Below are 23139 nucleotides of genomic sequence, written 5' to 3'. Positions count from 1 at the left end.
GTCCTGCGAACGCTGCGTCGCGCGACGCAGCGCGCGCAGGAACCTGCAGCACCCGTCCCTGCACAAGGGCGCGCAGCTCGTCGGATCTGAGCGCGAACGCCGGCCCGCGCCCGTGCCGCGAGTGCTCGCGCTACCTTCGTCCCATGACCGACGACATCGCCGCCCAGCTCGCCCGCGTGGAAGCAGAGGAGGCCGAGGTGGTACTCCCTCGCTTCGATCTGACGGATGCCTGGACCCTCGGTTCGCGCATGCGCGACGCGGCCGCTGCGGCGGGGCTGCCGATCGTGATCGGCATCACGCTCGGCGAGGCGCGGGTGTTCCATACCGCGCTGCCCGGCTCGAGCGCCGACAACGACGGGTGGCTGGAGCGCAAGACGCGTGTCGCCCGACGATACGGCAGGTCGTCGTTCGGCGTCGGTCTGGCTTTCGCGGCCGCGGGCAAGAGCTTCGACACCGATGCGCGCCTCGACACGACCCTGTACGCGGCGCACGGCGGCGTGTTCCCGATCACGATCGAGGGCGTCGGGGTCGTCGGGTCGGTCGGCGTCTCAGGCCTCCCGCAGGCCGACGACCACGCGTTCGTCATCGAGCACCTGCGCGCGTGGCTCGCCGACATCTCGCGTTCCGACTCGTAGCGGCACACCGCGTTCCCACGCGCACCCCTGGTAACCCGTCGGATTGCGCCATATCATTCGCCTATTCGGCGGTATCTGCCCGAGTCGTGGACCGCCGGAACGCGCGGCACGGAGGGGGATGCTGTGACGTCAGCGACTCCCCCGGATATCCGGCTGAACGATCCGTGGACGGCTCTCAACGTCACAACGTATGCCGCGGGCATCGTCTATCTGCTGTTCCTCGCCCCGTGGCCCCGCGTCTTCTGGATCTTCGCCAGCGAGTTCGGCTTGAGCATCGCTGTGACGACGGCCTGGCGTGTCGGCAAGCCGTTCTGGCTCGAAGCGATCATCGTCGTCGCGACGGTCGTGCTGATCGAGGTCCTGCGCGCGCTCTCGCTGCCCGTGCTACGGCGGCCGAGCGTTCTGCAGAGGCTGAGCGGCCGGCCGGCCTTCAGGGACCTCGAGCTCATGCCGCTTTCGCAGTTCAAGTTCCTGTTGCGGTGCATCGGTGGACTGAAGTTCACGTTCGACGCCGAGGGGGAAGCGCTGATGCGCTCCATCGGCACCACCGACGAGATCATGTTCCACGATGCCCTGAAGCGGCAGTATGTCGCCAAGTACGGCGACGAGGGGTGGGCCGGCGCGTGGGAGCAGATTCGCAACGCGTCAGTAGGCGAGACGACATTCGCCACAGCCATGAAGTCCGGACTGGTCGGCATCATCAGCCTCAAGAGGCGCACCCTCAGCGACATGCTGGTGGTGCCGGTGCTGCTGTACTTCTCGTTGTCGTTCCTGCTCCTGTCCGATGCACTCGTCCGCGGCGACCCGTTGATCCTCCTGCAGGCGACACTGGTCGGCGGCTTGATGGTGTCGGGGCTGTCCTTTGCGCAGATGACCGTGATGCTCCGACACGTCACGGTGCTCGACCCTGACGAGCAGTTCATCACACAGAGCGAAGAGCTGTTGATCTCCGATGAGGCCCGCGCACGGATGGACGAGGCGACTGAAGAGATGCGTGGGACGGATGCGTACGCTGCGCTGAAGCGCCACGCGGGAGCGGTCTTCCTACCGACGGTCGAGATACGACCGCTCTACATCTCGAGCGTCCGGACCCTGGTCGTGCAGCTGGTCTTCTTTCTCGCGCTGGGCGGTGCTCTGGTCTGCGTCCCGCTCCTGATCCTGCAGTGGTTGGGTGGTCTCGCGTTCTCGGAATGGCCACCGGAACGCCTCGCCCTGTGGAGCGGCTGGATGCTGCTCGGCACGGCGCTGATTCCCCTCGGAATGTCGCTGGCCGTACTGTTCGGCTTCTGGCTGTTCACCCAGTTCAACAGGTTCCTCGCCCTGGCGATGGCCGCGGTTCTCACTGCCATCGTCCCGTCCGTCCTGGCCTACGCGCTGGGCGTCGAATCAGCGCAGACGGTTGCGATCACCGCGCTGGTAACCGCAGCGGTCGGAAGCGTCCCGATCGCCGTGGCGGAGCTGATCAAGAAGCAGCCGGCCGCGACCGTTCCGTCGCAGCTGGCTTCTCTCCCAGCCGCTGACCCGGCATCCGCAGTCGCTTCCGAGACGGGCACCCGCGAGCGGGAGGAAACGCCTCGACCACTTCGACCACCTCGGTCGCGGAGCGAGGAGCGAGCGAGACGCAACGCCCCAGCTCCCGGGCCGTCGAGCGAGCCAGGAGGGAGCGAGTCGGAACGCTCCGCGCAGACGCCTCCTCCACCCCGGCCCTCGCGCCCACTGCGCCGCCGCCCGCCTTCGACGCAAGCGTGAACAGGCCGATCGCCCGCTTCGACTCCCGGTGACGTGCCGTCGCCGACTCAGTCGTCGAAGATCCCCACCGACTCCGACAGCCGGGTGACCTCGTCCGCGCTGAGCTCGAGGTTCGCCGCCTGAGCCGAGTCGACGATGGATGCCGCGCGCCGCGCACCCGGGATCGGAATGACGTGCGAGTCCAGCGCCAGTTCCCACGCGAGCACCGCCTGCTGCGGGCTGACGCCGTGCGCCTCGCCCACCTCGCGGAACGCCGAGAACCGATCGCCGACCCGTCGCGCTCCCCCACCGGTGCCGCCGAGCGGGCTCCACGGCAGGAACGCGATGCCGTTCTCTCCGCAGAAGCGCAGCTCGCGGATGCTGCCTGGATGCTTCGGCGAGAACTCGTTCTGCACGCTGGCGAGGTTGCCCTCCCCGAGGACGTCCATCGCGATCTGGATCTCTTCGACGCTCGCGTTCGAGATTCCGACACGAAGCAGGGACTGGACAACCCCGTTCTGTGGCCGTAAACCCGGGCTACGGCATCCGTTCGAAGATCTCACGGGCGCGCAGCGAGCGCGTACGCGTGACCGGATGGGTGGCCAGGACCATCTTCCCGAGCGCGTGCAGCTTGGCCAGGTCTTCGAAGGCATCCATGATGTCCTCGATGGGGTACAGACCCGAGACGAGAAGGCGGAACGCTCCTGCGCCGGCGAGGTCCACCACGCGTTGCAGCACCTACGTCGCATGCGAGACGGACTCGGCGTCGTCTCGGAGCAGCCGCAGCTCGACCTCCCGCCGGTCAGCGCTGGAGCGAGAGCGCTCGGGAGCAACCTCGAGGGCTTCCGCGACCTCTCGCCCGTCCTTGCCGTAGTTGTCGATGTACGGGGTGATCGGTCCACCCGCGACCCGCTGGATCCGCTCCGCCATCCCCTCGCCGTATTTCACGGGCGTGATATGCAGCTGCCGCAGTTGATCGAGGTTGCGCTCGCCGCACGTGCCGATCACGCGGGCGCCGCGGTATTTCGCGACCTGCGCCTCGATGCTGCCGACGCCGCCCGCTGCGGCGGAGATGACCACCGTGTCGGAGGCGCCGATCCGAAAGTCGTCGAGGGTCTCCAACGCGGTGGCTCCGGCGAGGAAGAGACCGCCGGCGACCTCCCATTCGATGGCCCGGTGCTTGGCCACGAGCTGGTCGGCCGGCAGGACGATGTGACTCGCGCGGGCGCCGGTCCTGGTGTGCCCGACGACGTTGGCGCCGATCGCCATCGTGGTCACGCCCGGACCGCAGCGGCGGACGATCCCCGCGAAGTCGCTGCCGGATGCCCGCGGCCACGGGTCGTCGTACCAGGTGTCCTCTTCGCCGTTACGCAGGAAGGAGTCCATGTGGTTGATCGCCGTCGAGATCACCTCGACCAGCACCTCGCCCGGTCCGGGAGCGGGCAGCGGGTATCGATGGCGCTGGAGAACGTCGGCGTCGCCGTAAGCGGCGTAACGGTAGGCGAATGCCTCTGTCGGTGCGCGCATGGCGATACCTCCTCCAGTTCCCCTCGAGGCCAGCGCTGGCCTCGAAGATGTATGCCGGTGGAGAAGCGCTCATGGATGCAGCGTCCCGGTCTTAGAGCGAACGAAGCGAGACGAAGCGCCTGAGCCGAGAGCTGCGCCGACCCGCGGCATCCCATCCGATTCCTATTGCTTCACTCGTCGGGCTCGAGCTCGCGACGGTCTACGGGAACACGATCTCCGAATCCGGGTGCCGGATGAGAAAGCCCTGCGCACGATCGCCGCCCAGCTGCACCGCGATGACGAGATGGGTGAGAGTCTCGATCCCTTCGGCGACGACTCGCAGCCCGTGCGCGTGTGCGATCTCGACCCTGTCGCGCAGCACAGCCAATGCGGGACCCGCTGCCGCGCGCACCAGATCCCCCGGAAGCTTCACTTCGGTGAGCGGCACACTCCGAAGTCGGTCCAGCGAGGAAGAGCTCGCGCCATAGCCGGCGAGGGAGATCTCCACTCCGATCTCGCGGAGCATGCGCAGTGGCCGCAGCGCGCGCTCATCGACCGGCTCGAGGTCCCGCGTCAACTCGAGAACGAGCGACCCAGGCGGGAACCCGCGTCGCTCGAACTCGGTGGCGACATGAAGGGCGAAGGATTCGTCCTCGAACTGCAGCGGCGAGACGTTGACGGCGACCGCCCACTCGCGGCCCGCCTCGCGCTACCCGGCGAGCGCGTCGAGGCACTCGTCGAGCATCCTTCGGCCGAGCGCATGGATCACGCCGCTGCGTTCTGCGACACCGATCATCGTCGCGGGATCGATGTCGCCAGCGATCGCCGGGACAGCGGCATCCCATCCGATTTCCCACCCACACCGAAGAACTCTCACAGCCGGCAGGTGGCCGCGCTGAGAAAGAGAGGTCTCTCATGGGATCGTCACCGAACCGCATCGTCGCCACGGTCTTCGGCGCCGTCTACCTCCTCGTCGGCCTTCTCGGCTTCGCCTTCACGGGAGGCGTCAGCTTCATCGCCACCGAGGGCGGACTGCTCCTGGGCATCTTCGAGGTCAACCCGCTGCACAACATCGCGCACCTGCTGATCGGAGCCGCGCTGCTGATCGCCGGAATCGCGGGAGCACGCCCGGCCAAGATCGTGAACATCACGGTGGGCGCTGCGTACCTCCTGCTGGGCGTCGTCGGGTTCTTCCTCGTCGGCACGCAGGCGAACATCCTCGCGCTCAACGCGCCCGACCACTTCCTGCACCTCGGCAGCGCCATCGTGCTGCTGGGCGTCGGGCTGGCGGCCGAGCGGACATCGCGGGTCGAGACGGCGTGACCACGATGGCGGCGGCATCCACGACGGAGCGCGTCAGCCGCGCCCCGTCGTGGGTGCCGGTCGTCGCGTGGGGCCTCGGCCTCGTCGGCATCGCCCTCGGCGCCGCGGGCGTGGTGGGAGTCCAGGCCGACGGGCTGTCGCGAGCTCTCGGCGTGCTCGCCGTGGTCCAGGGCGTCGCGGCCCTGGCATGGGGTGCGGCGAGCCTCGCCCTCGGCCGAACGCCGTTGCCGCGTGCGGCAGCGGCCGGCGCGGCGGCCCCGGTCGCCGTCGCCGTGGCACTCCTCGCCACGGCGCCGGGGCGAGCCGGGGTCCTCGCGATCATGACGGTCATCTTCCTGGGGGTGGCCGTCGCCTGCGGTGTCGTGCGGGGAACGCGGCGTCCGTCGCGGCGGACGAGCCTGTGGACCTTGGGGGCCGCAGCCGCCGTCGTGACGCTCGTCGTGGTGCCCGCACTCGGGGTGTGCCAGGGGGCCGCACTCCTCGACGCCGACGGCACCGTCCTTCCTGTGGTCACACACGAAGGACACTGACGGATGCCGCAGCCGCCGCGCCGGCTGCGGCATCCGTCATCATCGGGTGAGGTTCTGCACCTCTGAGACCGTCGGCCGCTAGGACGCGGGAATGAGGACGCGGTCGATCGTGTGGATCACGCCGTTCGTCGCCGGGATGTTGATCGCCCATGGCACGAGCCGCGGGTCGCTCAACGCCGTAGTCCCACGGGTTACCGTCGGGTGTCCCACCGCCGGATGCGGTGACGGCGACATCCACGATCGTGCCCGCGGGGGCGGCGCCGCCGTATGCCTGGGCGGGCGTGGACGTGAATACGCGAGCCAGCGCGGCGACTGCCGCGACGACCAGGCGAGACTTCTTCATGGTTCCGATCTCCTTCGATGCGAGTCCCGGCACCGTCCGAACGGAGGGTGCCGTAGGGGTATTCGATCGAAGCAGCCGAAACGGATGCAGGGGCGACGACTTCGTTTCAGACGTGACCGCGCCCGGGCACAGAGCGCCGACACAGAGCGCCGCCGGTCAGCTGAAGTCGAGCTGCCCGCGCACGATCGAGTCGCCGGAGTGGGTGGGATCGCCGTCGAGCGGCTCCTGCGAGACGTCGACGAGAATGTAGTCGCGCAGGTCGACGTCAGCGGGGACGACGAAGGTGCCCTTCCTCCCGTCGAGCTCGCCGAGACTCACCAGTGCTGAGGCGTCCTCGGTGATGAGCCAGACCTCCCGGAACCCGTCGCCGTCGTCGGAGTCGTCGAGGCTCACGGTCAGCGTGCGCTCTCCGTCGGAGAGCTCGGTCACCTGCGCCGTACCGGTGGCACCGGGGTGATCGGGGAAGGCGGCGAGCGTCGCCGACGCGATCTCGACCGACTGCGGCGCTCTGACGAGGTTCCATACGCCGACGATCGCCAGGACGGCGGCGATGCTCGCCGCCAGAGTGAGAAGCATCCGTCCGCCTCGTCGCGTGCGGCGCCTCTCCGGCTGCTCGTTCTCGACCGGCACCGGAGCGACCGCGGGAGCGGGCGCGGCCGCAGGAGCGGGAGCGGCGGCGCTAGCCGCGGTGCTCGCGTCGGATGCCGCCGCGGGCTGCGATCTGACCTCATCGAGGATGCGATCCCAGACGCGCTCGGGCGGCGTCTCGAGCTCACCCAGACTCACGGTGGACCGGCCGACTGCCACGGTGTGCTCGAGACCTGCGAGCTCGATGGCGCAGGCGTCGCACGTCGCGAGGTGTTCTTGCTCGGCATCCGTCACCGCTTCTCCGACGGCGACCAGCGCGAAACGCTCGGGGTCAAGGTGCGGCATGGGACACCTCCAATCGGTCACGCAAGCGGGTGAGACTTCGGCGGATGTGACTCTTCACGGTACCCAGCGGCATGTCCAGGCGCGTCGCGATCTGCTGGTGGGTGAGGTCGTCGTAGAACGCGAGTCGCACTACGCGCTGCGCGTCGGGCTCGAGGTGGTCGATCTCGTCGGCGAGCAGCAGCCGGTCTCCGAGGTCGATGTCGGACGAGATCGACTCGTCGGTCACGGCGAACCGCTGCAGCTTCTCCTGCAGCTCGCGCACGCGCCGGCGCGCCTCCAGGGTGTCGGCGATGCGGCGGCGGGTGATCGTGATCAGCCACGTCGACAGCCGACCCTTGGCCGGGTCGTACGACGCCCGCGAGGTCCACGCCGAGACGAACGTCTTCTGGGTCACGTCCTCCGCATCCCCTCTGTCGCCGAGCACCCGCAGCGCGAGGGTGAACACGATCGGCGACCATCGTCGGTAGATCTGCTCGAGGGCGCGCTCGTCACCGGCGGCGAAACGGCCGCACAGCTCGCGCTCTTCCTCGTCGTCCACGATGGTTCCCCTCTGGTCGTCCGGCGCCATCGCCGGCTCACGTGATCGGGGTCGCGATTGCGACCACGTTATCGGCGTACCGCCCGGTGCGGGAGTCGAACTGCCCGCCGCACGTGATCAGCACGAGGGTTCGGCTGCCCGATCGGGCGAACAGCTGGTCGACCGGCAGGTCCGCCTTCGGGTAGTACGTGACGCTCTGCACCTGGTACCTGCGCACATCGCCTGCGGCATCCGCCACCTCCACGATCTCCCCCACGGGGAGGTCCCGCAGCCGGCTGAACGGGCCGATCGGGTACTGCGGCGAGTCGACGTGGGCCGAGATCACGACATTGCCGTCGGATGCCGCCGGGTCGGATCCGAAGCGGTACCACCCGCCGATCGCCGGGTCGGCGGGCAGCTCCATGAAGCCCCCGGCCTCCACGCCGACCGGAACCACCGGTACGTCGACGTCGATGGAGGCGGCGACCACCCTGACCGGCGGCACTGGCAGCCGTGCCGGAGTGGGGGTGGCCGCCGCGATCGGCACCTCGGCGGCGGGCGTCGGGCGTGCCGTCGCCGTCGCCGTCGCAGATGGTGCCGGCGCTGACGGGGCGGCCCCTGGGGGTGAGCCGCACGCCGTCAGCGCAAGGGCGATCGCAAGAGATGCTCCGACTCCTGCGACCGCCCTGCTCATGGCTCGGGACTTCAGCGCTGTGCCCGGCTGCGTACGAGGACGAGAGCGGATGCCGCGACCGCCGCCGCGACGACGAGACCGCCGATCGCCCACATCGACTGCTGGAACATGTCGCGCTGCGCGAGCTGGCCACCTGTCCCCGAGTTCACGCCGTCAGGCGCCGAATGCAGGCCCGTGACGGTCTGCACGGCGAGCGCGAGGTTCTCGTCCTCGAGGCTGCCCCATGCGTAGGCGATGGTGAGCACGCCCTCCTGCACGTCGACGGGCGCCGGTCCGAGCACGGGATCGGTCGTTCCGGCCGCCGCCACGGAGGCCTCGATCGTTCCGGCGGGCAGATTCAGGGATGCCTCATCGGGGTTGGCGAGCCCTTCGATCACGGCCGTTCCGCCCGCGAGCACGTCCACCGCAGGTGCAGCCGCAACGTGCCGAACAGTGAGGCGTCCCTCCCCCGCCGCCGTGGGCGACGTGTCGTTGACGAACGGAGTCACCGTCGGCGAACCGGATTCGTCGAGGTGGGCGACGGCCGTGTAGTTCTTGCCGGACTCGAGCGTGAGCGTCACCGGTCCGAGCACGGGCGAACTGGCATCGGTGGCGTCGGTCGCCGTCAGCGCGACCTCGTAGGCGCCCGCGGGCAGATCCAGCGGCCCAGCCAGGTCACCCGGCTGGAAGTCGTCGAGCGTGAGTGCGCCGTTGACGTAGACGTCGACAGGCGTGTCGGGTATGCCGTGCAGTACCGAGAGCACGGCGTTGCTGTTCGTGGCCGCGTTTGCGGGGATGCCCACGCTGAGTGCGGCGACAATGCCGGCGGCGATTCCCGCGAGAACCTTCTTTCGCACAGTTTTCCTCCTTCTTCGAGCGGCCGGTCGCCGCGTGTTGAAGAGTTGTTCCTGCAGGAGGAGGGTTTCGGATGCAGGTGGCGCGAAGTTTTCTCGCGATGCGGCGTCCGTCGTCACATCTCGTCATCGCCGGAAACGCTCAGAAACCCATAGGCGATCCACGCGCACACCGTCTAGCGTGGGATCATCGCGGCGATCCGGGCGGTCCCGGGCTCCGGTTCATACCCGGCAGCGTTGCGGGTTCGACTCCCGCCGTCGCGTCCACCTTCGAACGGTCGGGATCCCAGTTTTTGCAATGGATCGCGACCCTCCAGCCTTAGGCATCCGAGGCTTGTGGACGCGATTTGGACACAAGCGCGGTCGTGCGGGCCTGGTCGAGGGCGGCCGAGACGGCGTCCACATCGTCGTCAAAGAGGTCGGCGTATACGTCGAGCGTCATCGCTGCCGAGGCGTGTCCGAGCATTCGCTGGACCGCCTTCACGTTCGCGCCAGACGCGATCGCGAGGGATGCCGCGGTGTGTCGCAGGTCGTGCACCGTCATGCGTGGCAGGCCAGCGTCGGAGAGTGCACGCATGAACCACGAGCGTGATGCACCGGACGATCGAGGGCGTTGGATGTGGTCGTCCCCGTCACCGAAGAGGAGGGCGCGCGGTTCCTTGCCGCTGGCGAGTTCACCGAGGGGCTCGGCCAGAAAGCTTGGGAACCCTACTGAACGCAATTCATGCGTCTTCGGAGACCCGACGTGCAGCTCCGACCCGACGCGCACGGCGTTCTCGTTGACCGATAGCCGGCGACGCTCGAGGTCGAGATCGCGGACTCGGAGCGCGGAGAGTTCGCCCCAGCGCAGCCCGGTGTAGCCGGCCACGAAGACGATGGTCGCGTGTTCCGGGCCGGCGGCGCGGGCGAGAGAGTCGACCTCCTCATGGCTCAGGTACACGTGCCGCTTCTTGCCCTTCCGTGGCAGGTCGACACCGCGAGCCGGATTACGCGGGATGCGCCGGTCCTTCACTGCCACGTCGAGCACTGCTGCAAGAACGCCGTAGGCACGAATCACGACGGTTGCGCTCTTCGGTCGGTTGCCCTGTTCGGCCGTCCTGGCGTGATAGCGGCGGACGGTGCGGGCTGTCCCCGCGCTCACTTCAGTGATCCATTTCTGCACGTCGGAGTGCGCGATCGCCCCCAGCTGCACTGAGCCCCACCGAGGCTGCACATAAACGCGCCAGGCATCGTCGAGCAGCTTGTAGCTCGAAGGCTTCAGCTTCATCCGCTTGACGTCGAGCCAGTCGGGCGCGAGCTCGCCGACCGTCACGCGAGAGCTCGCGGGGTCGATGAAGTCCCCCGTCAGCATCTGCGACTCGACCGATATCAGGTAGCGCTCGGCCTCGCGCTTAGTGCGGAACCCGCGCTTCGCCGCCTGCCGGTGATCGGGGCGCCGATAGCGCACGCGGTAGCGACGGCCGGACGCGGTGTCGTAAGGCTCGATGCTTCCCATTCCGCACCTCAGATCAGATCTTCCCCACTACTTGCAGATCCATTCTGTCATTCAACATATCCGTGCGCATGGGGCCGAGCGGCGGACCCTCGCGCCGAATCCTCTGGAATGACATTGACGCGATGCCGAGACGGGGACGATTGCCGCGTTCGATTGACGGGGCGCTGATCGCGCCGATCACCGAGCGGGCTGTACGGGCGACGTCCCGTCCGGGACTAAGGATTGGAACCAGAGCCTGCTACGGGAACGCGTCCCCGCCGAGGCACGCACATGCAAGGACCGGCTTTCGCGCCGACGCCGGGTGATCCTTCGCGAACGGGCGAGTGACCCGCTCGATCGCACGGTCTTCAGGCTCGACCAGCAAACTATTCGTCGACGGTCGTTCGCTGTCATGCGTGGAGCCGACTTGGTATACATGCTCCATGTGGCTTAAGCGCGAGCGCACTGAGGATACGCGGTCTCCGGAGTACCGACGCCTCGCCGAGCTGATCGGACAAGGTCGCTACCTGCCACAGCACCTCCCCGAACTCGATGCGCTCATCGCGCAAGAGTATGGCCCCGCATTCGCACTTCGCGGCGCGCTTCTGATCCAGCGCGGCGAGTCGCAGGCACGGGATCCAGTAACCGTCCGCCTGGCGGCCGGGTACTGGCTGACCGGGGCAGCGGACTACGACGACGGCGCCAGCAAGGTGCTGTATGACGAGTTCGAGTCCGAGAAGATGGGCAAGCTCGTCGACTTCGATCTCGAGTACGTCGTCTCGATGTTCTTACGTTCTGAGGCCTTCACGAAGAATCAGGACCCTGACCCGCGGCGCTTCATGATCGGTGTCGCTGACCATCTGGGCCACACAGACTACGCGGACGAACTCTCTCGCCGTCCATGAGTCGAGCCGACTCGCGCGCAGGCTCGATCACCGACCGGTGATCGCACTCACGAACCGCGAACCTCGACGGGTCACTTCCGCGCACGACCCGCCGAGCGACGGCCGTACGTGCTGCCAGCACGGGGTCTGTCAGGCGGAGCACTTGGCTTGCTCGCTATCAGCGCCCCACGCGACGGTGACCCTTAAAGGGGCTTGCCAGGCTCGCGGCCCCGTTCTTTCGGGGCGGCTGCCCGTTCACTACGGACCGGTGCCGGCGCTCACCTGGGCGCCTAGGTTCGTCGCTTTTCGCTGGAGCCGAGTGGCGAGCGCCAACAGAAACTGCATGTACCGCGTGACGTCGGCGGGGGTGGGCTTACGTTCTGACTTCCCGTGAGCGATGTCGTTGCGGCATAGCACTACGTCACGCAAGCCAAAGTCGATGCTAACGATCCGGACCTCGCCATTGTCGGCAGGAACGTCGAGATCGCCGTCACAAACAAGACCCCTGTTGCCCATGCGCAAGAACAGATCGTTGATGATCTCTGTCTTTGCGCTCGTCACGACCCGCGCGAGAGTCGTCGCTTGAAGCGTCCCCTTCGGAGGCTTTGCGTCGTCGTTCCATAGCTGGGATATGGTCCCCAGCTTCTTCAGCAAGCTGGCACGCTGGGTCTCGTCACGTGAGGTGACGATGGACTCAAGCTGGGGCAATGTGTGTGCCATGCGGAGCCCGACCGGCAGTTGCCCAGAGGTCGCTTGACCGACGCCGACTGTATCCACGAACTCCTCGGCGATTGTCTTCAGAAACGCTTCGAAGTGACTCACTAGGAGGACGACAGCGGCGCGACACAACGCGTTGGTTTCGTCGATCTCACCACCCTCAGCCTCGGTAGCGAGGCGCTGAAGGAGCTTGACTTCTGTTGTGCCGTCCTCGAATGATTCAAGCGCCACTGCGCTGGAGGCCTTCGTCGATGAGGTCTGCTGGTAGTTGCGTCGCGATCCCAAGCTTCTGCAGACGGGAGGCAAAAGCCGTTACGCGGTACAGCACGCGCGACCGGTCTGCAGTAGCTCTTCCGATGGAGATCTGGAAGCTCTCGTCCTTGCTCAGATCCGCGAGTGCGTCTCGGGCTGCGTCCTTCTTCAATTGCAGCTCATGAAGATCACAGAACGTCACTGTGACCATCACTGCATCAAAGAGCGCCTTGTTGACAGGATTCTGCGACCCGGGGGTAGTGAAGGGCCGATCGCCGAAGACATCGCTCACGGTCGTGCAAACAGTCTTGAACTGTTCTTCGTCTTCCGGGGTAAGCGGTGACTTGCGATGCGTTCGCATCTTCTCGTTAAGGAGCTGTCGGAGCGGTGGCTTGTAGGTCGAGATGCCCTCCACGAGAGCGAAGTAGCGGAGCAGCAGCTCCTCGTGCCCCATCCGGCGGTTAGTGAAGCTTCCGAGGAGATCAGTGAAGTACGTCTTCTTGGCCAGGTCCTTGAGCGAGTCATTGAACGGCCCCCGGTACACAGAATTGCGAAGCTCCTGCGCTGTGAGGCTCGCAGCTCCGGTGTTGAGGCGCTCGAATACATCGAACTTGATGTCAGGGTGGCTATCGGCAGTGATGACGATGCAGCGGATCGTCCGTCCCTCGAGCCTTCGTTGATCACGAGGCTCGAGATCGTCGAACTTCATACCGTTGAGTTCTGAGAGTACAGACGCCCCGGTTAGTGCAAACTCGTTGTCGAGGAACTTGCGGATGGTCGTCAGGCGCTGGAGCCCGTCGATGACCTCGTAGACACCGTCGTCATCCTCGGCGAAGTAACAGACGGGAATCGGGACGTTGAGCAGCAACGACTCGATCAGGCGCGATGCCTTACCGCTGTCCCAGACATACTTGCGCTGATACGCGATGTTCAGGCTGATTCGGCCGCCGCGAATATCCTCGCGGATTGACCGCACGCCGAGGTCATACGGCTGGGTGACCAGCTTTCGCTCGCTGGGCTCAATGGCGAGCGGCTCCGACTGTTCAGACTCGCCACTCTCCTCGGCATCGTCAATGAGGATGTCGTCGGGAGTGGTCGCCATGTCGTGGCCTTTCGGTCGGTGCTTCGACCCTAGCGGTGCGTTCGCGAGCTCCACCAACCGCTAGAACGTGAGTGCGTCGTATGGCTCAACGCATAGTAGGACGCGGTCAACGGCCCGTGGTCCGACGCTGCCGCGCGGTCGATCGGTTGCGCGCACTGGGCCGCCAATCGCGAGCTTGTCACCTCGTCCGGGACGCGCATCTCTCGCGCAGTGCTCGTTTGGGGATGGCGGGTTTCAAAGCCGATCAGTTCAGCACGGCCGGAAGTGGTCGCGAGAGGTCACGGGAGTGATCGGCGGTGGGGCGTGATTGGTCGATTCCGGTGGTCACTCGCCGATCCCAAGCGTCGACACCCCGCGCCAGACGATCGAGGGCCATGTATTGGGCACGTTCACGCGGACGAACCCTCGCCGCTGATTCTCGGCGCCGAGCAGGCTCGTCGAACGACTTCCCGATCGCACGAATATATTCCCCGCCAGATCGAGCTTGGACGAAGCGCCGCACGAACGCCCCTATGCCACCCAGCCGTAGCCGAGGTTTCCAGACTCATACAGCCACCGATGTCCGCAGTCGCGGCAACGGAAGTATCGTTCGTCGGCACTGCCCCCGATGGATCCGACCGCTCGGCGCTCCTCGGCTACAAGCGCCGGATGGGGAGCGGTCTCTTTGCTTGCAGTGGTCAGCGCCTGGCAGGCGTCACACATCGGCATGGACGAAGCGTAGCGGCGAAGCGTCAGAACATCACCGCACGCGACGAACGCCTCTCGCGCATTGCCCATAGGGGGATCGGCCAACCGGTTGTAACCGAGGCTGTGTAAGTACCCTGTCAGCCGCACCGTTCCGCGGCACCGATCAACCCGCCAACCACCCCCCGGGTCTTGCTTTTCGACCGATAAGGCGTTCCAGGAGACGCTTTCCGTTACAGCGTGCGCTCCCGGTTTGGCCCGTTTCTGTACTACAGAATGGCTCCATGTCATACGGAGGGCTTCCGTTCCTAGGATTCGTTGCGGCAATCCTCGTCGTTACATTCATCCCCGGTTCCGGGCCGACCGCGGCTGCCTACCTCGTGCGGCGTACCCCTGCAGCGGACGCTCCTGAACCGAACCCGGCGCAGACGGTTGTCGCGGTGGTGGACCCCGGCTGGTGGGACATCCTCACGCTTATCGTCAGCGGGCTCGGTGCTGTCGGCACCATCCTTGTGGCGGTGCTTGCTCTCGTTGAGACGAAGCGAGCCGGGCGGCTGGAGGACGCGGCCCGGACTCGTGGTGAGCGCGCGCGATTCGCCGAGGCGGCGGTGCGTTGGATCAAGAGCGATGTTTCGGATCCCGCCCTCACCCAGATCGCGGCGACCGTGTCCGCCGACGCTGAACGAGTCGCCGAATGGCTGATCCTGCAGACGAAAACGCTGGCCGACATTGTCAAACGAGAGCACGCGAGCATCAAAGACGCTGAGGAACGGGACGGTCAGGAGAGCGCGGCGTTCTTCGCTGAGTTCGAACTGATGAGCCGCGAGCTCGAGCGGCGGGTTTGGCGATGGGTTAGCAGTGGCCTCCTCGATGAGCGTCCGATGAACCTGCCGAAACCGACGATTGCGAGGTGACGCGGGCAGAACAGTCGATCTGCCATACTTTCGCCCATGGTGCCGCCTCTCGACGCCGCGACCGGGCTTCTTCCCCTCGGGCGGCATCACGTCACGCTGGACGCCGTCAGGGCGCGCTACGTTGATGATCCCGAGTTCGCGGCCTCCACGACTCGCCAGGAAATCTGGGACGACTTCGAGGATGCCACGACCGTTTTCCGCAGGATCGTCCCCACTGCCTACGTGTGGATCGCGGGATCGTTCGTAACGAATAAGCTCGACCCCGACGACCTCGACTTGATCTATTGGTGCGAGGATCGGCTCGTTGACGCAGTGTCCCACCCCGGCGACAAACTCACCTTGCAGATGTTTGCGACCAACCGGGTGCGACCCACGACCGGATACCGGCTGGATACGCGCTATGGCCGGTGGCATGTGGACCCAGCCGCCGGTTACGGCTCGACGCCCGAGCACCAGCAGTACGCATACGTCAGGGGATATTGGGATGACTTCTGGCACAGACGCCGCTCCGGCGCAAAGGCCGACCCGCCCGTGCGCGAGGACGCACTGCCTCGCGCGGGATACCTCGAAGTGATGTTGGATGGCGTCAATGTCATTTGATTGGGAGACGTACCGCCGGAGCCTCGACCCCTCAGAAGTGATGTGGGAGGACGCGGGCGACCTCGCACGTCTCAGCATGGGGGCGTTCGCCGCAGAGCAGTCGCCTATGCGGCGTGACATGTCGAGCGGCTTCCTTCGACTCGCTGGTCCAGGCGTGACGGGACACAGCGCACCCGTTGATGAAGTGGCGAAGGTTCTGGGTCAATTCCAGCGCCTCATCCTCGCGTCTGGCCTCTCGCTCACGGGATGGAAAACCCTCCGCGGTCGCGTGCCCGCCGACGTGCTGTCCAAGACGAAGCTGCATCTCGATGGCTCGGCGCTTCCGGGGAGTCTGGTTCTCCAGGTCGTGCCAGCGTCGCTCCCGGGTGATGAGATCATGCCGTCGGGTCAGGGCGAGTTCTTCCGAGAGAACGACAACCAGCTTGTCGATGACGCGATGAACCGATCCATCGACCTCCTCAATATGGGTAAGGCGCTAGAGGCGGACGCCGACTCCACACCCTTCCTTGCTGAGGTGGAAGAAGCGGGACCGCGCGTCGGCGCAGCCATCCGCGATTTCACCGCCGCGCTTGTGGAGGGGGCTTTCGAGACAGAGTTGATGTGGACGCAACCGCGGACTCCCGCGCGTCGCTCCCGCCTCTCGGTGCAGGAACTCGTCCACATTGGCGCGCTCGTCGCATCGCGCGCCCTCGCCCGCGAACCCGTCGTGCTCGTGGGCGTCCTCCGCACGGTCAGCGATATCAGCCCCCTCAAGGTGGAGATTGCGCCAAACGAGGTGGAGTCCGTCAACGCGGAGGCCATCCCCGGCGAGGTGATCGCAACTCTCCGCGTCGGCGTGCGCGTGCGGATCGCGGCCGAGGTCACAGAGGACGTGGCTCCAGGCGGCGATGTGAAGACGCATTACAAAGCCACTCAGATCGACGTTCTCGGCGAGTAAGTCGGCGCGCGCGAGTAGCATCGACCTCCTCGGCGGGCCGGTTCCGAGTCGTGAAGGGACCGAGCGATGCCACGAGGCCAACGTGTCTCAGCCGACCTCGACTCTCGCGCGTATCCGTACCTGGAGCGCGGCGTGAATGCGGTGTTGGAACTCACCTACCTGCGAGCAGGTGCCGACCCGGACTGGGAACGCGTCACCGCCAACGGCGAGGACATCACGGACCAACCCGAACGGTGGACCCGTTACCAGCGAGCGCGTCGCATCGGGTTCGAGGCGCGAGTGGAGCGATACCGCGAGCGGGGCCAGATCTAGCCCGGGTCCACGGCGCTCGGGAGGAAGAACAGCCCGCAGGTCCTGCACTCGAAGCCCCCGGGTGCGTCGCGCAGGACAGTGCCGCACTCGGGGCATCGGGGTTGCGCGAGCATCTCCATGGTGCCTAGCCGAGATTGCTCAGTGCATCGGTTGCCCAGGCTGCGGCGCTCGTGCCGAACCCCCGCCCGGCCCCTGCCGCCACATCCCCGAGAATCCCTTTGAGTGTCGCGACAAGCCGCCGCGGGGGTTCCTTCCCGGTGTCCAGTGCTGCCAGCGCCTCGCGGGCGCAGTCCTCAACGATCTCGCGATCCTCGCCGTCGGGCAGGTGCTCCCGTGCGCCCGCCAACACGAAAGCGAAGGCGTCGCGAAGCTCGAACGGCGCGGCGGTCTGTTCTTGCGTCACGTCGCGGTTGCCCCACGGGCACCGAACAAACTCTGGTGGCAGACCACCGGTGCGTACTATCAGTCGATCGCCATCTGGGGGCGCCTCTCGAACTGGCTCGCGCTCGTGTTCCTCGCCACTCTGATCGGTGCCGCGTTCATCGCGCCCTCGCCGCTGCTCGCGTTGGTCCGCTTCTCGGCCGCGTTGGCATCGATTACCCTCCTGATCGTTCACGAGTCCCTCAAGGCGCGGCTGACAAGGAAGTTGCTCGCGCAGTTCGCGGTCGTCGCGCAGCGCGGCAGGCAGGAGCGCCTCACCCGTGAGTATCAGCGTTATCTGACGGTGCTGGCATGACGCTCGACGAAGCACGCGCCCACCTCGGCGTCACCCCAGCCGCCACGGTGGACGAGATCCGCGACGCGTTCCGCCGACGCGCGCGAGCGCTCCACCCCGATCTACACCTAGCTTCGTCCTGCCCGCCATGAGCGGAGCCTATCGTCCACGGATGGTCGACTCGGCGGGCACGCCCCAAACGGATCGACGGCGCCCGGTCCGCTCACCGCGCCGCGCCCGCAAGGGGATCGCGCCGTCGACACCCGTGCGGCTGCGAGCCAGACGTTGCACAGAGCCCTGCGCGCCGGTTGACGCCGACCACATCCGCATCCATACTCGCACGCGGCTTCGCTGTCCGAGGGAACGGATAGAGTCGCAGGACTGCACCGTCGCATGGCATCTGGGGAGACTACGCATGACCATCACGAGCGCGCCAACTTCGGCGACCGCACCCGCGACCAAGCCCGTCAAGAAGACACCGATCTGGGCGAAGATCCTTCTCGGTGTGGTGATCCTCGCGGTGATCGCGGGATCTGCTCTGGTGAGTTTCAACTTCGGCAAGTTCTTCGGTGCCACGGAGTCACGGGATACTCAGGTGATCCGCTCGATCACCGGCGAAGAGCAAGTGATCCTCGTCACCGCCGGCATGACGGATGTGCAAGAGGAGCGCGAGGACGGGCTGAAGTTCGCGGTCGGGGACTGGAGCCTCTTCACCCTTCCCGGCAGCGAGCGGTCGGTGCTCGTCCGGTACGAATACGACGCGAAGTTCGGCATCGAGGGGAAGGATGTCGAGATCAACCGGACCGGAGACAACTCGTACCTCATCACAATCCCGGAGTTCATCTACTTGGGTTACGCGAACCCCGATCTCAGCGTAGCGAACGAGAAGAACGGTCTCCTGAGCTGGACGACTCCCGAGATCGACACGACAGAGGTTTTCGAAGAACTGCTGTCGGAGCGGGCCGTGGAGCAGCACATCGATGGCTTCCGACTCACGCTCGAGGAGCAGGCCGAGCTGTTCTACTCGAAACTCGTGCACGCCATCGACCCGGCGATATCGGTTGATTTCGCGTTCAGCGACTGACCTAACGACGCACTGGCAGAGAAACGAGAGCGAATGAACGACGAGATCGAACTGATCAGCGACGGCAACGGGCTGGTTGTTATCGGAGAGCCTGCCGCCGTCGAGCTGTTCGTCGCATCTACTGGAGCGCCGTCGCGGGAACTCGACCTGCGGCCGTTGAACGCGTTGGCTGCAAAGAGCGGGTCGGCACTGCAGACCGCGTCAGAGGTGTCGGCGAACGCCGGTCGCTGGATGAAGTTGACCGAAGAATCGGCGCGCGCCGCGCAGAGCGCGAATCTCGTCCAGCGCTCCGGTGGCCAGTTCGTCCAGGCAACGACGCGTGGAACGAACGGACAGTTCGCGAAGAACCTGCAATTCGTAGCCAAGCCGGGCGCGATGCTCACGAACCCCGCGATCCTCGCCGGGGTGGGCGGCATCATGGCCCAATACGCGATGCAGCAGCAAATGGAGGAGATCACCGAATACCTCGCGAAGATCGACGCCAAGGTCGATGACATCCTCCGCGCCCAGAAAGATGCCGTGCTGGCCGACATGATCGGCGTCGAGCTGATGCTCGATGAGGCGATGGTCGTGCGGGCAGAGGTTGGCCGAGTGTCGGAGGTGACGTGGTCGAAGATCCAGGGATCGGCATCCACGATCGCCCGCACACAGGCGTATGCGCTGCGCCAGCTCGATGCGCTCGCCGAGAAGCTGGAAAAAGAAACGAAGATCGCTGACCTCGCCGAGTTGTCGAAGCAGGCGCAGGACACCGTCGTGGAGTGGCTCGCGGTGCTTGCCCGTTGCTTCCAGTTGCAGGATGCAATGGCGGTGTTGGAGATCGACCGCGTGCTCGATGCCTCCCCCAACGAGCTCGACAGCCATCGACTCGCGCTGCACACGGCGCGTCAGCGGCGAACCGACGCAATCTCGAAAGCCACGTCGCAGCTCGTTACCAGGATGGACACAGCTGCAAGTCGCGCGAACACCAAAGTGCTGCTGAACCCGGTATCGTCCAAGGTCGTCGTGAACGCGAGCAACGAGGTCGCGGCTGGAGTCAGGGACCTTCACCTGACGCTCGGCCTCGCAGACGAGCGAGACTTCCTCGAAGCGCGCCGCTGGTCGGCCGCGGCCGCCGACGTGAGGGACGGCGTCGTCGGCGCAGGCAAAGACGGGCTTCAGACCGTGGGACGCTTCGGCAACGACACCCTTGAGAACGCACGGATGTCGACCGGACGCCTCGCGGGTAAGATCGCGAACCGTCTCCAACGCACCGGTGAGTCGAATGTTCCCGAAGTCACCGAGGCCGAGGGCACGGAGCGATGATGTGACGGCGTTGTCCGAGTCGCATCGCGAGGACGACGCGGTCGGTAGTCGGGGATCACCGTCGTCAACGTGATGCAGCCGCAGTGACGAGATGCTCGCCCAGATGGGTACATTCACGCAGGATGCCGCCCATAAATTGATCGAAGGTCACCCAACTCCTGCGCTCGGATCGACGAGGTGTGTGATCCCCATTGCGACAGAAAAGGCGACCGCCCTACTCGAAGCGTGCACGGCGTCTGCGAAGGGCGGCAACTGTCGTAGGCGCTCCGCGGCCAGTGCACCGCCGATCATGAGGCTCTGACGACGCTGGATGCGAAAGCATCGCCGGACATGTAAGGCACGAAGTCGATGCCCGGCGTCCTCACGGCCGCGAGATCGCGACCCAGGTGATCGGCGCCCGCACCCGAGTTCGAGAATTGGGGCTCGCTGCCCGGCCGGCGAGCTCAGATGCCCGTACCTAACCGAATGGCCTGGCATCCATCCGGTCGAGAGAGACGTCAAGGGGGGCCGCGCACTGGCGCATTTGGGGCGTACGATGCTCCCAGGACGGAGCTGCTCGGGCCCTGGGGGCAACCCCGGGGCCTTCGTTCGCAGGAGGGACCATGCGGTTCAAGGTGATGGTGACGAAGGTCGAAGTGGCCGAGTTGTGGGTTCGAGCCGCCGATGAAGAATCCGCAGCGAAGAAGGTCAAGGACGAGTTGACCACCTCGTGGGCATTCGCCGGTAGGTGGGAGACGAAGGCCACCGACGTGCAGGTGGTCGAATTGCAGCCTGAGCCGGGCACCCCGGATCAGCGCCAGCCGTCGGCGTCGGGGCCGATGCTGCTCAAACTGAAGGACGCGGCGAGCGAACTTGGCATCTCCTACGGGACGTTGCACGCACTGATGAAGGATGGGGTCATCGAGCACACACAAGTCGGGTCCGGCAAGTACATCTCGCGGGCGACGCTCACGTCATTCATCGAGGCCAACACTCACAGGTAAGATCAGAACGCTGGCCTCCGTAGCTCAGTGGAAGAGCCACTCCGTCCTAAGGAGAGGGTCGGGGGTTCGAATCCCTCCGGGGGCACCTTTTGATGAGTGACGACATAGGTCTTACCGAGTCGCTACAGACGGTCATGCTGGGCGGAGTTCCGGACCTATCTTTCCGCGCCCGGCCACCGACCGCCTCACGTCGCTCTCCCGACGTACCGCGAAGACCAACGCCCCTCGTCGTCGCTCGACTCCCAGGAGCGCCAAGCGAGCCCGACCGGGTACCGCATCCATCGGCAGCACGTACTCGATCCATGCCAGCGCAACTGCGCGCGGGTTAATCTCGAGGTCGTCTGCATCGAAGTAGACACTCGCGAGATACTCGCGTCGACCGGCTTGCACAGTGGAGCGCTCGGCGAAGGTTGGGACGGCTCGCGGCCGACGTGACAGATTCGTCATCGAGACAGCGGATCGCCACACCTGCTCAATAACGCGGTCCTCCACGACGCAGGCGGGGTGCATCTCCACTCGAACATGATCGATCACGTACACGCGGCGAGCGCGCCGCTTCAAGCACACGGCAACAACCGCAGCAAGGACAAGGCCTGCAACCACCACCCAGGTGCAGATCTCCACCGCGACCACCTCCTCGGGCTAACCCCAGGCATACCCCCGGCCACCGACATTCGACGGCTCAGAACTCTCCGATCGCCATCCCGAGACGAAGGTAGAGGTCGGTGACGGCCTCGTTGTTCACGCTGTATTTGACCCAGACGCCCTTACGGGACTCGCCTGCAACGCTGGGCGGGTCGGCGATCACGAGGCCGGCCGCCTCGAGCTCATTGAGCCGCGGCTGGATTGTCGTCGGCCCCAGATCGAGCGCGTCACAGATCGGCCCGACCGTTACGTCAGGGTTTGAACGCAGATAGCGGAGGATCGCCGCTTTGACGAGATTGCCGAGAAGCGCGATCGGGTCGTGGGCATCTTCAGAGCCCGCTGGTTGCGCGAGACGAGGCATGGGGCAATTCTGGCCCACAGGCCGCAACGAAGTCCAGCAAAGCATCCTATTTAGTTGTTTACTTTCGAGCCACACTCGTATACCGTGTGGCCATGATAATCGGTCGGGTACTTGTTGGACTGCGCATAGCAAATGCGCCGGCGGCGGTGTCCCCCGTTCGACCGACAGACAAGATCCTGATCCGAGGGATAAACTACGCGACCCTGAGGAAAGCATCGGTCGACTCCTCCACAGGCGGCAGCCACAACAGACTTATCCACAACCTTGCATCGATTCCTTTTCCGCGACCGCACCGCGTGTTTAGGATGCGGTCACGGCGACCGTCGCGCGAGCAAAATCGTCAGTGCACGGTGGCCGTCCTGAAGGATCAGGAGGGCTGACCGAGGATGATGAGCGAGAGTTCGGGACGACGCGGTGTCGCGTGGGCGATCATCGGCGGACTCGTCCTTATCGCCGGAATTGTCGCGATCATCGTGAGCGCCATGCTCGCGCAACCGGGGCCCACTCCGACGAGCGAGCCGACGTCCTCGAGCACACCAAGGCCGACAGAGACCGGCGAGCCCGCCGGCACGTTCGTCGATCCGTCGGCCGCCGACCGCGGCTGGACGCCCGAGCCGATCACCACGGATGCCGATACCTACATCGCTGCCGCCGTGGCGGCGGCCTCCACCTTCGACACCACCCTCAGCACCCGCGAGGAGTGGCTCGGCTACCTCGACACCTGGTTCACACCCGACACCCGTTACACATCCGAAGCAGATCAGCTCTCCGCGATGGAGGACTCGCAGGTCGAACTCCGGACAGGCGTCGTGCTGCCACGGGAGGAGTGGGACTCGCTCTCTGGCGAGGATGGCCGCGTCGTGGCGGTGACGACGGGTGACATTGCGTATGTCCCAGTACCGGACGATGCATCGGGAGATATGTCGATCGGCACGTCGGACGTGACGCTGACGTTCACTCGCTCGGACGGCTCCGGCGGCGAAACGTCCTACGACGAGCAGGTGCGCGTGAGCGTGCAGGTGCTCTGCGGCGAAGCATCCGTGCCGACGCCGGATTCAAACCAGCAGGCGGGCGACTGCAAGGTGGTTCGCTACTTCACGGAGCCCTTGGAGCCCTGACGTGGGAGCCCCG

Annotated in this window: 28 protein-coding genes, 2 tRNA genes and 1 pseudogene; 16 read left to right on the top strand and 15 right to left on the bottom strand. The window is 66.0% G+C overall.

Features of this window, described 5'->3' with window-relative positions; all coding sequences use genetic code 11:
- Positions 1–143: 143 nt before the first annotated feature.
- Positions 144–635 carry a heme-degrading domain-containing protein gene (locus tag MRBLWS13_RS17455; RefSeq protein WP_349426587.1) on the top strand — a complete coding sequence of 164 codons (492 nt, stop codon included), beginning with the start codon at positions 144–146 and terminating at the stop codon, positions 633–635.
- A gap of 123 nt (positions 636–758) precedes the next feature.
- Complete coding sequence (locus tag MRBLWS13_RS17450) at positions 759–2384, top strand: hypothetical protein (protein ID WP_349426586.1); 1626 nt, start codon at positions 759–761, stop codon at positions 2382–2384.
- A 47-nt stretch (positions 2385–2431) separates the two neighbouring features.
- On the opposite strand, the pseudogene MRBLWS13_RS17445 reads toward MRBLWS13_RS17450, so the two are convergent.
- The 4 genes and pseudogenes from MRBLWS13_RS17445 to MRBLWS13_RS17430 form a co-directional block, all read right to left on the bottom strand.
- Positions 2432–2878: pseudogene (locus MRBLWS13_RS17445) on the bottom strand (aldo/keto reductase); the annotation flags it as partial.
- A gap of 22 nt (positions 2879–2900) precedes the next feature.
- The gene (locus MRBLWS13_RS17440; protein ID WP_349426585.1) at positions 2901–3089 is read right to left on the bottom strand and encodes a hypothetical protein; all 189 of its coding nucleotides are present in this window, start codon (positions 3087–3089) and stop codon (positions 2901–2903) included.
- Between the two features lie 12 nt (positions 3090–3101).
- Positions 3102–3890, bottom strand: coding sequence for an alcohol dehydrogenase catalytic domain-containing protein (locus MRBLWS13_RS17435; RefSeq protein WP_349426584.1), 789 nt, complete (start codon positions 3888–3890; stop codon positions 3102–3104).
- Between the two features lie 199 nt (positions 3891–4089).
- Positions 4090–4533 (bottom strand): EAL domain-containing protein, encoded by a 444-nt coding sequence (locus MRBLWS13_RS17430; RefSeq protein WP_349429091.1) that lies wholly within the window; start codon positions 4531–4533, stop codon positions 4090–4092.
- A gap of 251 nt (positions 4534–4784) precedes the next feature.
- Here MRBLWS13_RS17430 and MRBLWS13_RS17425 point away from each other — a divergent pair, with 251 nt between their 5' ends.
- Together MRBLWS13_RS17425 and MRBLWS13_RS17420 are read left to right on the top strand one after the other, a co-directional pair.
- Complete coding sequence (locus MRBLWS13_RS17425; RefSeq protein WP_349426583.1) at positions 4785–5192, top strand: DUF4383 domain-containing protein; 408 nt, start codon at positions 4785–4787, stop codon at positions 5190–5192.
- Positions 5189–5722, top strand: a complete 534-nt coding sequence (locus MRBLWS13_RS17420) for a hypothetical protein (RefSeq protein WP_349426582.1) — start codon at positions 5189–5191, stop codon at positions 5720–5722. The genes MRBLWS13_RS17425 and MRBLWS13_RS17420 overlap by 4 nt, the downstream gene beginning before the upstream one ends.
- On the opposite strand, the gene MRBLWS13_RS17415 is transcribed toward MRBLWS13_RS17420, so the two are convergent.
- The 5 genes from MRBLWS13_RS17415 to MRBLWS13_RS17395 all read right to left on the bottom strand — a co-directional run bounded on the left by MRBLWS13_RS17415 (position 5703) and on the right by MRBLWS13_RS17395 (position 9045).
- Positions 5703–6065: a hypothetical protein gene (locus tag MRBLWS13_RS17415; RefSeq protein ID WP_349426580.1), complete on the bottom strand. Its 363-nt coding sequence runs from the start codon at positions 6063–6065 to the stop codon at positions 5703–5705. The two genes, MRBLWS13_RS17420 and MRBLWS13_RS17415, sit on opposite strands and share 20 nt — an antisense overlap.
- A gap of 156 nt (positions 6066–6221) precedes the next feature.
- Complete coding sequence (locus tag MRBLWS13_RS17410; RefSeq protein ID WP_349426579.1) at positions 6222–6998, bottom strand: anti-sigma factor; 777 nt, start codon at positions 6996–6998, stop codon at positions 6222–6224.
- A complete protein-coding gene (locus MRBLWS13_RS17405; protein WP_349426578.1) occupies positions 6985–7536 on the bottom strand; it encodes a sigma-70 family RNA polymerase sigma factor in 552 nt (183 codons plus the stop codon). Before MRBLWS13_RS17405 ends, MRBLWS13_RS17410 begins: the two co-directional genes overlap by 14 nt.
- A 37-nt stretch (positions 7537–7573) precedes the next feature.
- Entirely contained in the window at positions 7574–8209 is a 636-nt protein-coding gene (locus MRBLWS13_RS17400; RefSeq protein WP_349426577.1) for a class F sortase, read from the bottom strand.
- Positions 8210–8220: 11 nt separating this feature from the next.
- Positions 8221–9045, bottom strand: coding sequence for a DUF4397 domain-containing protein (locus MRBLWS13_RS17395; protein WP_349426576.1), 825 nt, complete (start codon positions 9043–9045; stop codon positions 8221–8223).
- A gap of 188 nt (positions 9046–9233) precedes the next feature.
- Between MRBLWS13_RS17395 and MRBLWS13_RS17390 the strand changes: the two genes are divergently transcribed.
- Positions 9234–9309, top strand: a tRNA-Met gene (locus tag MRBLWS13_RS17390).
- A 52-nt stretch (positions 9310–9361) separates the two neighbouring features.
- On the opposite strand, the gene MRBLWS13_RS17385 is transcribed toward MRBLWS13_RS17390, so the two are convergent.
- The gene (locus MRBLWS13_RS17385; protein WP_349426575.1) at positions 9362–10537 is read right to left on the bottom strand and encodes a tyrosine-type recombinase/integrase; all 1176 of its coding nucleotides are present in this window, start codon (positions 10535–10537) and stop codon (positions 9362–9364) included.
- A 422-nt stretch (positions 10538–10959) separates the two neighbouring features.
- Between MRBLWS13_RS17385 and MRBLWS13_RS17380 the strand changes: the two genes are divergently transcribed.
- Positions 10960–11421, top strand: a complete 462-nt coding sequence (locus MRBLWS13_RS17380; RefSeq protein ID WP_349426574.1) for a hypothetical protein — start codon at positions 10960–10962, stop codon at positions 11419–11421.
- A 237-nt stretch (positions 11422–11658) separates the two neighbouring features.
- Here the strand turns inward: MRBLWS13_RS17380 and MRBLWS13_RS17375 are convergent, their stop codons facing one another.
- Positions 11659–12348 carry an MAE_28990/MAE_18760 family HEPN-like nuclease gene (locus tag MRBLWS13_RS17375; RefSeq protein ID WP_349426573.1) on the bottom strand — a complete coding sequence of 230 codons (690 nt, stop codon included), beginning with the start codon at positions 12346–12348 and terminating at the stop codon, positions 11659–11661.
- Positions 12338–13471, bottom strand: coding sequence for a DUF262 domain-containing protein (locus MRBLWS13_RS17370; protein WP_349426572.1), 1134 nt, complete (start codon positions 13469–13471; stop codon positions 12338–12340). Before MRBLWS13_RS17370 ends, MRBLWS13_RS17375 begins: the two co-directional genes overlap by 11 nt.
- Before the next feature lie 968 nt (positions 13472–14439).
- Between MRBLWS13_RS17370 and MRBLWS13_RS17365 the strand changes: the two genes are divergently transcribed.
- The 4 genes from MRBLWS13_RS17365 to MRBLWS13_RS17350 all read left to right on the top strand — a co-directional run bounded on the left by MRBLWS13_RS17365 (position 14440) and on the right by MRBLWS13_RS17350 (position 16918).
- Positions 14440–15069 carry a hypothetical protein gene (locus MRBLWS13_RS17365; RefSeq protein WP_349426571.1) on the top strand — a complete coding sequence of 210 codons (630 nt, stop codon included), beginning with the start codon at positions 14440–14442 and terminating at the stop codon, positions 15067–15069.
- Positions 15070–15105: 36 nt separating this feature from the next.
- The gene (locus MRBLWS13_RS17360; protein ID WP_349426570.1) at positions 15106–15669 is read left to right on the top strand and encodes a hypothetical protein; all 564 of its coding nucleotides are present in this window, start codon (positions 15106–15108) and stop codon (positions 15667–15669) included.
- A complete protein-coding gene (locus tag MRBLWS13_RS17355; protein WP_349426569.1) occupies positions 15659–16606 on the top strand; it encodes a hypothetical protein in 948 nt (315 codons plus the stop codon). The genes MRBLWS13_RS17360 and MRBLWS13_RS17355 overlap by 11 nt, the downstream gene beginning before the upstream one ends.
- 66 nt (positions 16607–16672) lie before the next feature.
- Entirely contained in the window at positions 16673–16918 is a 246-nt protein-coding gene (locus MRBLWS13_RS17350) for a hypothetical protein (RefSeq protein ID WP_349426568.1), read from the top strand.
- Between the two features lie 124 nt (positions 16919–17042).
- Here the strand turns inward: MRBLWS13_RS17350 and MRBLWS13_RS17345 are convergent, their stop codons facing one another.
- Positions 17043–17321: a hypothetical protein gene (locus MRBLWS13_RS17345; RefSeq protein WP_349426567.1), complete on the bottom strand. Its 279-nt coding sequence runs from the start codon at positions 17319–17321 to the stop codon at positions 17043–17045.
- Here MRBLWS13_RS17345 and MRBLWS13_RS17340 point away from each other — a divergent pair.
- The 5 genes from MRBLWS13_RS17340 (at position 17313) to MRBLWS13_RS17320 (ending at position 21087) form a co-directional block, all read left to right on the top strand.
- A complete protein-coding gene (locus tag MRBLWS13_RS17340) occupies positions 17313–17654 on the top strand; it encodes a hypothetical protein (protein ID WP_349426566.1) in 342 nt (113 codons plus the stop codon). The two genes, MRBLWS13_RS17345 and MRBLWS13_RS17340, sit on opposite strands and share 9 nt — an antisense overlap.
- A gap of 151 nt (positions 17655–17805) precedes the next feature.
- Positions 17806–18717 (top strand): hypothetical protein, encoded by a 912-nt coding sequence (locus tag MRBLWS13_RS17335; protein WP_349426565.1) that lies wholly within the window; start codon positions 17806–17808, stop codon positions 18715–18717.
- Positions 18718–18750: 33 nt separating this feature from the next.
- Positions 18751–20019 carry a hypothetical protein gene (locus MRBLWS13_RS17330; RefSeq protein ID WP_349426564.1) on the top strand — a complete coding sequence of 423 codons (1269 nt, stop codon included), beginning with the start codon at positions 18751–18753 and terminating at the stop codon, positions 20017–20019.
- A gap of 602 nt (positions 20020–20621) precedes the next feature.
- Positions 20622–21002 (top strand): helix-turn-helix domain-containing protein, encoded by a 381-nt coding sequence (locus tag MRBLWS13_RS17325; protein ID WP_349426563.1) that lies wholly within the window; start codon positions 20622–20624, stop codon positions 21000–21002.
- 13 nt (positions 21003–21015) lie between these two features.
- Positions 21016–21087, top strand: a tRNA-Arg gene (locus MRBLWS13_RS17320).
- A gap of 47 nt (positions 21088–21134) precedes the next feature.
- Here MRBLWS13_RS17320 and MRBLWS13_RS17315 read toward each other — a convergent pair.
- The gene (locus MRBLWS13_RS17315; protein WP_349426562.1) at positions 21135–21635 is read right to left on the bottom strand and encodes a hypothetical protein; all 501 of its coding nucleotides are present in this window, start codon (positions 21633–21635) and stop codon (positions 21135–21137) included.
- Between the two features lie 49 nt (positions 21636–21684).
- Entirely contained in the window at positions 21685–22008 is a 324-nt protein-coding gene (locus tag MRBLWS13_RS17310) for a helix-turn-helix transcriptional regulator (RefSeq protein WP_349426561.1), read from the bottom strand.
- 389 nt (positions 22009–22397) lie between these two features.
- Here MRBLWS13_RS17310 and MRBLWS13_RS17305 point away from each other — a divergent pair, with 389 nt between their 5' ends.
- On the top strand, positions 22398–23126 hold the full coding sequence (locus tag MRBLWS13_RS17305) for a hypothetical protein (protein ID WP_349426560.1): 729 nt from the start codon (positions 22398–22400) through the stop codon (positions 23124–23126).
- Positions 23127–23139: the final 13 nt, after the last annotated feature.

The sequence above is a fragment of the Microbacterium sp. LWS13-1.2 genome, from assembly GCF_040144835.1.
Classification (GTDB): Bacteria; Actinomycetota; Actinomycetes; order Actinomycetales; family Microbacteriaceae; genus Microbacterium.
This window is presented reverse-complemented; position numbering and strand designations above follow the sequence as displayed.

Bases quoted from the DNA above. Each gene is read 5' to 3' on its own strand.
- MRBLWS13_RS17325 (WP_349426563.1), top strand. From the start codon at position 20,622: ATGCGGTTCAAGGTGATGGTGACGAAGGTCGAAGTGGCCGAGTTGTGG.
- MRBLWS13_RS17410 (WP_349426579.1), bottom strand. From the start codon at position 6,998: ATGCCGCACCTTGACCCCGAGCGTTTCGCGCTGGTCGCCGTCGGAGAA.
- MRBLWS13_RS17455 (WP_349426587.1), top strand. From the start codon at position 144: ATGACCGACGACATCGCCGCCCAGCTCGCCCGCGTGGAAGCAGAGGAG.
- MRBLWS13_RS17415 (WP_349426580.1), bottom strand. From the start codon at position 6,065: ATGAAGAAGTCTCGCCTGGTCGTCGCGGCAGTCGCCGCGCTGGCTCGC.
- MRBLWS13_RS17425 (WP_349426583.1), top strand. From the start codon at position 4,785: ATGGGATCGTCACCGAACCGCATCGTCGCCACGGTCTTCGGCGCCGTC.
- MRBLWS13_RS17435 (WP_349426584.1), bottom strand. From the start codon at position 3,890: ATGCGCGCACCGACAGAGGCATTCGCCTACCGTTACGCCGCTTACGGC.
- MRBLWS13_RS17355 (WP_349426569.1), top strand. From the start codon at position 15,659: ATGTCATTTGATTGGGAGACGTACCGCCGGAGCCTCGACCCCTCAGAA.
- MRBLWS13_RS17380 (WP_349426574.1), top strand. From the start codon at position 10,960: ATGTGGCTTAAGCGCGAGCGCACTGAGGATACGCGGTCTCCGGAGTAC.
- MRBLWS13_RS17305 (WP_349426560.1), top strand. From the start codon at position 22,398: ATGAGCGAGAGTTCGGGACGACGCGGTGTCGCGTGGGCGATCATCGGC.
- MRBLWS13_RS17400 (WP_349426577.1), bottom strand. From the start codon at position 8,209: ATGAGCAGGGCGGTCGCAGGAGTCGGAGCATCTCTTGCGATCGCCCTT.
- MRBLWS13_RS17330 (WP_349426564.1), top strand. From the start codon at position 18,751: ATGAACGACGAGATCGAACTGATCAGCGACGGCAACGGGCTGGTTGTT.
- MRBLWS13_RS17360 (WP_349426570.1), top strand. From the start codon at position 15,106: ATGGTGCCGCCTCTCGACGCCGCGACCGGGCTTCTTCCCCTCGGGCGG.
- MRBLWS13_RS17350 (WP_349426568.1), top strand. From the start codon at position 16,673: ATGCCACGAGGCCAACGTGTCTCAGCCGACCTCGACTCTCGCGCGTAT.
- MRBLWS13_RS17310 (WP_349426561.1), bottom strand. From the start codon at position 22,008: ATGCCTCGTCTCGCGCAACCAGCGGGCTCTGAAGATGCCCACGACCCG.
- MRBLWS13_RS17370 (WP_349426572.1), bottom strand. From the start codon at position 13,471: ATGGCGACCACTCCCGACGACATCCTCATTGACGATGCCGAGGAGAGT.
- MRBLWS13_RS17385 (WP_349426575.1), bottom strand. From the start codon at position 10,537: ATGGGAAGCATCGAGCCTTACGACACCGCGTCCGGCCGTCGCTACCGC.
- MRBLWS13_RS17335 (WP_349426565.1), top strand. From the start codon at position 17,806: ATGGTCGACTCGGCGGGCACGCCCCAAACGGATCGACGGCGCCCGGTC.
- MRBLWS13_RS17365 (WP_349426571.1), top strand. From the start codon at position 14,440: ATGTCATACGGAGGGCTTCCGTTCCTAGGATTCGTTGCGGCAATCCTC.